Genomic DNA, 9,030 nt, shown 5'->3' with positions numbered 1-9,030 from the left:
ATGGACTGCACTTATCGGGATCCTGCTCTTTAAGTACATCCAGAAGAAGGCAAAATACAATTGGAACCTCTCGAATCTGGTCAACTTTATCAGGATGAACATATTCGTGAAAATTGATCTGTGGAAATGGGCTGATGATCCGTTCATTTCAGGAAAACCACCTGATAAAAAAGGACAATATGTGCTCTTTTAGTAACACACATAGGATACCTTTCCAGTAATTAACCGAATTCTTCAATTGAACACGAATGGAGATGGATTTTTTATGCCAAAATATTTATTTAGGACAGTACTGATTTTGGGATTAAATCTTGATAAACAAAATTATGAGTTAGAAAGCTTACTAGAGAGTACGCTGGAAAAGTCCCAGATTATATCTCCTGTTGAAGGTAGAATTCCACATGGCAACATCAATTTTATCCTGAAGGCCATTAAATCCTTGAATTACGAGTGGATATGCATAGGATCAGAGTTTGGAGATTATATGGAATTAGTTTGGATCGATGATCTGATTAATGATGTAAAGGAATTGACCTTACAAACAAATTTATATACCTATGATCGAAAAATATTAATAACCTGTCATTGGGACAGTTTTCAGACCTATATTTGTTCTTCTTGTGAAATAGTTGAAAAAATTGTACAGCATGCAAATCTTGAAGGATTCTATGCTAATGCCAACACAGAAGTTTATTGGAGTTTGAGAAATGAGCAGTTTGGGTAATTTGAAGATATTCATTCACAATTCTATTAAAAACGCCATATTTGCAATCCAAATAGTTTTCGATGAAGCTTCAGGCGATTAATTTATTAACAAAAGAAAAAATCAACCTTAAAAATGAAATCCTTGCAGGATTGACGGTTTCTATGACCATGATTCCTGAGTCACTTTCCTTTGCTATCTTAGCTGGATTGAGCCCTTTGACAGGATTATATGCAGCATTTTTAATGGGAATTGTAACTGCGATCCTTGGAGGAAGACCAGGAATGGTCTCAGGGGGCGCTGGCGCTACGGTGGTAGTGTTGATTGCACTGGCAGCAACACATGGAGTGGAATATCTTTTTGCAGCAGTAGCGTTAGCAGGTGTCATTCAAATTCTGGTAGGTGTATTTAAGCTCGGAAAATTCGTTAGGTTAATCCCCCAACCAGTAATGTATGGATTTCTAAACGGGCTGGCAATAATTATATTCCTCGCTCAAGTGAAACAGTTCAAAATCGTCCAAAATGGAATTGAAACTTGGATGACAGGAACTTCACTTTTTACAATGGTTGGGTTAACATTATTGACCATAATTACGGTACAATTCTTTCCAAAATTGTCAAAAGCTATACCTTCATCTCTAATTGCGATAATAGTAACCTTTGCAATAGTTTACTTTTTTAATATTGACACTAAAAAAGTGATCGATATTGCTACAGTCAGCGGCTCATTTCCAACTTTTCATTTGCCTCAAGTACCTTTCAATCTTGAAACCCTGAAAATAATTTTCCCCTATGCAGCAGTTATGTCTGCAGTAGGCTTAATTGAATCCTTATTGACTTTGAATATGGTTGATGAAATCACAAATACGAAAGGAAGTTCAAATCAAGAGGCTATTGCACAGGGCTCTGCAAATATAGTGAATGGTTTTTTTGCAGGAATGGGTGGATGTGCTATGGTTGCGCAAACCTTGGTAAATATCAATGCTGGTGCTCGAACCAAGATCTCAGCAATAGTGGGTGCTTTGGGAATCCTATTTGTAATTCTGGTTGGGGGAAGCGTTATTGAACAAATACCAATGGCTGCCTTGGTCGGGGTCATGATGATGGTAGCAATCTCAACATTTCAATGGGGGTTCTTAAGGTTGTTGAATAAAATGCCTAAGTCAGATGTACTCGTCGGAATTTTAGTCGCAACAATAACGGTTATCTTACATAATCTAGCCTTAGCTGTTTTTGTAGGAGTAATTATATCTGCTCTCGTTTTTGCTTGGGATAATGCAAAAAGAATCCGTGCAAGAAAATCGATAGCTGAGAATGGAGACAAAATCTACGAGATTTATGGCCCTTTATTCTTTGGCTCAACTAGTAATTTTTTAGATAAATTCGATATATCCGAAGATCCAGATCGCGTAATTATTGATTTTAAAGAATCAAGAGTGGTGGATATGTCTGCTATAGAAGTGCTGAAAAAGCTGACCCAAAAATACCAAGACCAAAACAAAAAAATTATTCTTAGACATTTGAGTCCAGATTGTGTGCGATTATTGGATAATGCTAAAGGATTTATAGAAATTGACATTGAGGACGATCCAACCTACAAAGTAATGCCTAATCAATAAAACAAAAATAGAGGTAGATATATACCCACCTCTATTTTATTCTTTTTAATATTTAACTTAGATTTTATCTACTAATGTGCTGATATCAACCTTAGGTTTAGATAAATTCATAGCTTTGATCGCTTTCTTGCATGCATCAACCATTTCTTGTGTCATAGCATATTTATAATTGCCATAATCATCATATTCCATTTCGCCAACATGGAAAAAACCATATTGATCAAAGAAATCTGTAAGATCGGTCTTAGATACCTCACAGGCAGTTTTAACGAAGTTCAATTGATGTACTGCAGGATTCCGCTCTATTACTGTTCCTTCCCTGCCCCATTTCTCTCTTATTTTCTGCCTCGATGGTCTATTGTTAGAATTTTGATTTCTCAATCTTTCAAATAAATCAGGATAAAAATCCGGATTCTCTCCAATACCTTCAAAGTATAGTTGTAACTGCCAGAACGGCACAAGTCTATTGAAAACATCAGGATCTTGAAGGTAGGATATTTTCTTGTCAATGATATTTGTTCTAGCTAATTTAAAATTATCTTGGTCCAAAATCCTCGACTCATTACCGAAGGACCTCATCACATATAATGAATAAATATTATTGCTAACCTCACCTAAACCGCCCCAACTCAGCATTGGGCTGGTTTGATGCACATGACCAACCTCATGGCTAAATCCCCAACATGGATCCCCTTTGATAACAGAACTTGGATCTGCAACCATTTTCATGGCATAACCTTTTTTATCACCCATGTAGGCAACTCCATCTCGATCCCTGAACATATAATAGTTGTAATTTACTCTTGCTAGAATCCTGTTTTTAGGAACTTTATTATACTTCACCAATCCCATTAATCGATGTTGCCTATAAACCAAAGAGTCATAATTGCTGATCAATTCTTTGCCTCTGCCATACGCATATTTCTTTAAAGACTCTACTGGATAGGCTATCTGGATATGTTTTCCTTTAGCATCCAATATTGGGAATACAGCTTTATCAATAAACGAATTCCAATCTTGATCAGAATGCTTATCAATATCAAAATAACCGTTTACTTGGCCGGAAAGGAAATGAATCGTAACTGGCTTTTCATTTTCAGGACTATCGGAAAAATAGTTTACATAGGCCAAACTGCCAAATTCTTTCAAGTCTATTATATTTACCCCATTACGAAGTTTGAATTCCTTCTTTTCAATTCCCCAGCCTTTTGGGTCCTTTGTAGGGTCATCCGGATTCGGAGCTTTACGCATCCAATTGGGAATTACTAAATGAATGTCTTTGTCTTCTTCAATACCATCTGCAATAACTATATGTTGTCCTATCGGAAGATATACACCAGTAATATTCTCATATTTACTATATCCATCTCCAATACTCAATTCTTGACCCAAGGTCTTTGGCGACAAAAGTGCACGGTAAGTAGAATATTTATAATCATTTACTTTTTCGCCACGTAATAAATCAAAGGCTAAAGCTTTGATTTTTTCATTTTTGATCAGATTAATCTGTTTTTTACCAACCCCTTTCTTCAAGCTACTTGCCAATCCATCACTAAAAACAGTTAGGTCTGAATAAACAGCATGAAGGTCATCTGCACTTTGGGAAAATACTGAACTCGTTAACAAAATAGCACCGGCAATAGTCAATAGGCCTTTTTTCATAAAATAATAATTGATTCATTCATTGATTTCTTTTCTAAATTACATCTATTTTTTAGAGAAGTAAACATATCATCATTAAATAATTGGCAGTTTTATTTCTTGAAAGTATGCAACCGATTGAGTAATGAAAAAATTACTTTATGAATAAGGAAATTTAAGCTGATTTTGAAAACAATCACCACCCTATTATTTTTTATATGCTTTTTATAGTCTTGTTCCACTCTCCTTCCACTCTCAGTCTTCTTTCGTTCGGACCTTGTTCGGACCTTGTTCGGGTGTATTCCGAAGCAGCTCCGAACAAGGTCCGAAGGAAGTCCGAACAAGAGACGAACGAGAGTAGAACGAGAAAGGAACAAGAGTATAACGAAAGTGTAAAAGGAAAATATTTGATTCATTGATATCTTTTATAAATTACTGTTACTTTTGAGTGAAGAAGTTATATCATCCTATAAAAAAAAATACCATGAAAACCTTAGAACCTCAACGAATCGAAGAATTGATTACTGTTTTAAAAAAGAGATTTGAAAAAAATATGCATCGTCATCCAAGTATTAAATGGGATAATGTAGAAAAACGATTAATGTCTTCAAAAGAAAAATTATGGTCAATCAATGAAATGGAAGAAACAGAAGGTGAACCTGATGTTGTTTCTCTTTTTGACAATGAGGAAATTATATATGTAGATTGCTCAGCGGAAAGTCCAAAAGGCAGACGTAGCCTATGTTATGATCAAGCTGCATTGGAATCCAGAAAAGAACATAAACCAAAAGATTCAGCAATGAATATGGCTCATGAGATGGGAATAGAGTTGTTGTCTGAAGAAGAATATAGTGCATTACAATCTTTAGGAAAATTTGACAATAAAACATCAAGCTGGTTAAAAACATCCCCAGAAGTTCGGAAACTCGGTGGTGCAGTATTCGGAGACTTAAGGTACAACAGGGTGTTTTTTTACCATAATGGAGCTGAATCCTATTATGCAGCCCGTGGATTTAGAGGTTTGATCAAACTCTAATTCTAGGCAATTTTCTTTATCTTTAGGATAAATTTAATGATATGGGAATGTATTGTACTTTGCGTAGGATTCCAATGGGAAAATTAGAATCCTACCTCGAAAACAGTAACTTGTTGAAGGAAGATTTTTATTCTAATGAAGTGTCCGAAATACCTCAGTTGGATATAGATAAATCATGGGATGGAATTATTTTTCTTCTGACTGGAAAGTCCCATAACAATGTTGGACAAAATATATTAGCATCAACAATATTAGGCACCGCTTCTTTTGATGAATCTCTGAATCTTGGTTATGGTGCTCCAAGGTATCTACTCCCAGAGGAAGTGAAATCCATAAACAATAAAATCAAAATTCTAAATGTTGATGATTTAAAATTTAGATTTAATGCTGGCCAAATGATAGAACAAGATGTCTATCCAGATATATGGGAAGACCAAAGATCATTCGAATATCTACAGGAATATTTTGTTAAAATCCAAAGTTTCTATCAACATGCCAGCTGGGCAAATGAAGCAATAGTAATTACAATTCTATAGATAATTATGATTTTATAATTTTATCTAATTGTTCTGAAACCTTATTAAGAAAAGTGCGGTCCCCAGAACCAACTTCAAGGGTCATATATTGACCTTGATAATTGATTGATTTAATTGTCTGCATTACCTTAGCCCAATTCACATCTCCCTCCGTCAATTCCACAGAAAAACCCTTACCCATCCCCTGCTCATTCATCACTTTTTTACTGAACTCTTTAACATGGAGCTTGAACACTTTATTACCCAATACTTCAAGCCAATGCTCTGGCCAACCATACCTCAAAATATTGCCTAAGTCAAAATACCACCCAACTAATGGATGGTTTATTTTGTCTAGAAAATCTTTTGCTTCAATAGGACTTAGTATCAAATTATTCCAAACGTTTTCAATCCCGATTTGAATGCCGGTCTTTTCAGCATAAGGAATCAACTTTCTAATGGAATCCAGTGCATTATCATAGGCTGTTTTATAGGAAACGGAATCACTAACTACACCAGGGACTACTAAAACTGTGTCTCCACCAAGCTCTTTCGTTTCTTCCAATGATTTTGCAACAGATTCTATCGTATATTTCCTAACAGCAGGATCAGGATCAGATAAAGGTTTGCCCCAATGATCCTTGTTAACAGTACTTGGTATCTCTATACCTGTTTTGTCTCGAGCATCTAAAAGTTCTTTAATGGGAATATCTAATGGAGTATTGAATTCAATTCCGTCAAAACCAAGGTCTTTTACCAGTTTGAATTTATCAAGAACGGACAGATCTTCCTTGATCATGTAATAACCTAAACCTTTTTTTATTTTCAAAGGATTAGAAGATAATGTTACTGTATTTGCTATGGCATTAGATCCAACAATTGTTGCTCCAAGGATACCCATTGATTTAATGAAATCTTTACGATGCATAGGTTGAAATTAAAAAATCTGTGGTTGAGAATGCTAAATATAGGGATTTAAAACCAATTCTGGTAGCCAAATATGCCCGGAATCCCCCCGGTATGGATGAAAAGAATGGGCTCTCCTTTCGGAAACCGACCTTTCTTGATATCTTCAACCATTCCTGTAAATGCTTTTCCAGTATACACAGGATCCAGAAATACACCTTCGGTTTTTGCTAAATGTTTAATAGTCTGTAGTGTTTGCTCATTTGGAATTCCGTAAGCCTCTCCCACATAATCATTGCTCAATCTATATTCAATTCCTTGAGATTGCTTTGATAAATCAAACAAGTTTAAAATTCCTTCAGTGATATTTTTGGTTTCATCCAATATAACCTCTCTATCTGGCTGGACATTATAAGCTTGAATGAATGTTTTTTTACCCAAAATCTCATACCCGGCAATTAATCCTGCATGAGTACCACCAGACCCACTTGCCAAAGTGATATGTTTAAAATCAACACCTAGATCCTTGGATTGATCCTCAATTTCGTAAACAGCTCTTGAATAACCTAAACCTCCAATGGTATTGGAACCCCCAACAGGGATAAAATATACCTTGTCTCCAACTGTTTCATAATGTTTCGTTAAATTATTGATGAAGTTGGTCGCTGATCCATCATTTGCTATTTCGTGGATGTTTGCATCCACGATATTATCTAAAACTAAGTTGCCATTTAGTTGGTAACTCTCAGTATCGAGCGGTACGGAATTCTTTAGGACCAAATCTACATCAAATCCCATCATTTTTGCGGTAACAGCAGTTAAGCGTGCGTGATTTGATTGCCTGGCTCCTATTGTGATAATGCGAGTGGCCTCGTTCTGTTTGGCTTCCGCCAAAAGATATTCTAATTTCCTCAACTTATTACCGCCACAACCTAACTCAGTAAGATCATCTCTTTTTATATAAATTGGTGTTTTCAATTCGTTGCTCAATCCTTGTAAATAGAGAAGTGGACTGGGAAAACTAAGCAGTTTTAACCTGTTAATTCCACTTACCAATAGATGTGAATCAAATCTGTAAACTTCTTTCATATTTTAAAATTAACAATAAAAATCTTGTGATTAAAAAGCTAAAATATTGGCATTTTTAGCATATTTTTGTTAATATTGCGATAAATCAAATAAATATTTATCAATAAATGTCCCTTAATTTTAAGAATTTCATTAAGCTAGTAGATCAGCGCAATCCTAACGAGCCTGAGTTTCTACAAGCTGTTACGGAGGTTGTGGAGGATTTAATCCCTTATATTATTGAAAACAGAGCTGATTTTATTGATCTGAGAATCTTGGAGCGTATGGTGGAACCTGAACGTGTAGTTTCATTTCGTGTTGCTTGGTTAGATGACAAAAACCAGATTCAAGTAAATAGAGGATATAGAGTGCAAATGAATTCTGCAATTGGTCCATATAAAGGAGGTCTACGGTTTGCTCCAGATGTCAATTTGAGTATCTTAAAATTTTTGGCATTTGAACAAGTCTTCAAAAATAGTTTGACCGGTTTGCCAATTGGTGGCGGTAAAGGAGGCTCTGACTTTGACCCTAAGGGAAAATCAGATAATGAAATTATGCGTTTCTGCCAAAGTTTTATGACAGAATTGCAAAGACATATTGGTTCTGAAACGGATGTCCCTGCAGGAGACATTGGTGTGGGAACCAGAGAAATCGGATACTTATTCGGCCAATATAAAAGACTACAGAACAATTTCTCAGGTGTATTGACTGGTAAAGGTACTCAATGGGGTGGTTCTTATATTCGACCAGAAGCTACAGGATATGGATTATTATATTTTGTGCAATGTGTGCTGGATTATAACAACGAATCTATAGAGGGTAAAACAATAAGTATTTCGGGTGCTGGAAATGTGGCATACTATGCTGCGGAAAAAGCAATACAATTGGGAGCTAAAGTTATAACTCTTTCAAATAGTCAAGGAACAATTTATGATAAGGATGGCTTTACATTAGAAAAATTAACATATATTGGGACATTAGGAAGAGATTTGGCTAAGTATGCGAAAAAATACAATTCCGCAACCTATCATGCTAAAGAGAATCCTTGGCAATTTAAATGTGATATCGCTCTACCTTGTGCTACTCAAAATGAAATCAATGAATCTGATGCTAAAAAATTGGTGAAAAATGGCTGTACAATTGTTGCTGAAGGTGCAAATATGCCTTCTACAGCAGCTGCAATCAAAATCTTTCATCAAGCGAAATTGCATTTCGGACCTGGGAAGGCAGCAAATGCTGGTGGTGTAGCGGTATCAGGCTTGGAAATGTCTCAAAATGCAATCGGACAACAATGGTCACATGAAAAAGTAGACCATAGATTGAAACTGATCATGGAGAATATCCATAAAACCTGTGTCAGGTTTGGAAAAGAACCTAATGGTTATGTCAATTATTTAAAAGGCGCAAATATTGGTGGCTTTATTAAAGTTGCAGAAGCAATGAAAGCCCAAGGAGTAGTTTAGAATAGTAATAATTTATATTTTTAAAGTTCTGCCCCGAAAGGGTCAGAACTTTTTTAATTAATGACAATTCATATAGCTA

8 protein-coding genes and 1 pseudogene are annotated in these 9,030 nt (G+C 35.6%); 6 read left to right on the top strand and 3 right to left on the bottom strand.

Features of this window, described 5'->3' with window-relative positions; genetic code table 11:
- The 3 genes and pseudogenes from CRT24_RS20885 to CRT24_RS09890 all read left to right on the top strand — a co-directional run.
- A pseudogene (locus CRT24_RS20885) lies at positions 1-193 on the top strand (IS4 family transposase); the annotation flags it as partial.
- A 72-nt stretch (positions 194-265) separates the two neighbouring features.
- Positions 266-724 carry a hypothetical protein gene (locus tag CRT24_RS09895; RefSeq protein ID WP_099371075.1) on the top strand — a complete coding sequence of 153 codons (459 nt, stop codon included), beginning with the start codon at positions 266-268 and terminating at the stop codon, positions 722-724.
- Between the two features lie 62 nt (positions 725-786).
- On the top strand, positions 787-2,322 hold the full coding sequence (locus CRT24_RS09890) for a SulP family inorganic anion transporter (protein ID WP_099371074.1): 1,536 nt from the start codon (positions 787-789) through the stop codon (positions 2,320-2,322).
- A 57-nt stretch (positions 2,323-2,379) separates the two neighbouring features.
- Here CRT24_RS09890 and CRT24_RS09885 read toward each other — a convergent pair whose 3' ends face one another.
- Positions 2,380-3,984, bottom strand: a complete 1,605-nt coding sequence (locus CRT24_RS09885) for a M60 family metallopeptidase (RefSeq protein ID WP_099371073.1) — start codon at positions 3,982-3,984, stop codon at positions 2,380-2,382.
- A gap of 463 nt (positions 3,985-4,447) precedes the next feature.
- Between CRT24_RS09885 and CRT24_RS09880 the strand changes: the two genes are divergently transcribed.
- Positions 4,448-4,999 carry a DUF4256 domain-containing protein gene (locus CRT24_RS09880; protein WP_099371080.1) on the top strand — a complete coding sequence of 184 codons (552 nt, stop codon included), beginning with the start codon at positions 4,448-4,450 and terminating at the stop codon, positions 4,997-4,999.
- Positions 5,000-5,046: 47 nt separating this feature from the next.
- Complete coding sequence (locus CRT24_RS09875) at positions 5,047-5,535, top strand: YfbM family protein (RefSeq protein ID WP_218962605.1); 489 nt, start codon at positions 5,047-5,049, stop codon at positions 5,533-5,535.
- Between the two features lie 4 nt (positions 5,536-5,539).
- Here CRT24_RS09875 and CRT24_RS09870 read toward each other — a convergent pair whose 3' ends face one another.
- Both CRT24_RS09870 and CRT24_RS09865 read right to left on the bottom strand, forming a co-directional pair.
- Positions 5,540-6,442: a sugar phosphate isomerase/epimerase gene (locus CRT24_RS09870; protein ID WP_099371071.1), complete on the bottom strand. Its 903-nt coding sequence runs from the start codon at positions 6,440-6,442 to the stop codon at positions 5,540-5,542.
- A 47-nt stretch (positions 6,443-6,489) separates the two neighbouring features.
- Positions 6,490-7,509 (bottom strand): D-cysteine desulfhydrase family protein, encoded by a 1,020-nt coding sequence (locus tag CRT24_RS09865; protein WP_099371070.1) that lies wholly within the window; start codon positions 7,507-7,509, stop codon positions 6,490-6,492.
- A 107-nt stretch (positions 7,510-7,616) separates the two neighbouring features.
- Between CRT24_RS09865 and gdhA the strand changes: the two genes are divergently transcribed.
- Complete coding sequence (gene gdhA / locus CRT24_RS09860; protein WP_099371069.1) at positions 7,617-8,951, top strand: NADP-specific glutamate dehydrogenase; 1,335 nt, start codon at positions 7,617-7,619, stop codon at positions 8,949-8,951.
- Positions 8,952-9,030: the final 79 nt, after the last annotated feature.

The organism is Sphingobacterium sp. 1.A.5 (genome assembly GCF_002734235.1).
Lineage (GTDB): Bacteria > Bacteroidota > Bacteroidia > Sphingobacteriales > Sphingobacteriaceae > Sphingobacterium > Sphingobacterium daejeonense.
This window is presented reverse-complemented; position numbering and strand designations above follow the sequence as displayed.

Excerpts from the sequence above, each read along its gene's own strand:
- CRT24_RS09865 (WP_099371070.1), bottom strand. The coding sequence starts at position 7,509 with ATGAAAGAAGTTTACAGATTTGATTCACATCTATTGGTAAGTGGAATT.
- CRT24_RS09870 (WP_099371071.1), bottom strand. The coding sequence starts at position 6,442 with ATGCATCGTAAAGATTTCATTAAATCAATGGGTATCCTTGGAGCAACA.
- CRT24_RS09895 (WP_099371075.1), top strand. The coding sequence starts at position 266 with ATGCCAAAATATTTATTTAGGACAGTACTGATTTTGGGATTAAATCTT.
- CRT24_RS09885 (WP_099371073.1), bottom strand. The coding sequence starts at position 3,984 with ATGAAAAAAGGCCTATTGACTATTGCCGGTGCTATTTTGTTAACGAGT.
- CRT24_RS09875 (WP_218962605.1), top strand. The coding sequence starts at position 5,047 with ATGTATTGTACTTTGCGTAGGATTCCAATGGGAAAATTAGAATCCTAC.
- CRT24_RS09890 (WP_099371074.1), top strand. The coding sequence starts at position 787 with ATGAAGCTTCAGGCGATTAATTTATTAACAAAAGAAAAAATCAACCTT.
- CRT24_RS09880 (WP_099371080.1), top strand. The coding sequence starts at position 4,448 with ATGAAAACCTTAGAACCTCAACGAATCGAAGAATTGATTACTGTTTTA.
- gdhA (WP_099371069.1), top strand. The coding sequence starts at position 7,617 with ATGTCCCTTAATTTTAAGAATTTCATTAAGCTAGTAGATCAGCGCAAT.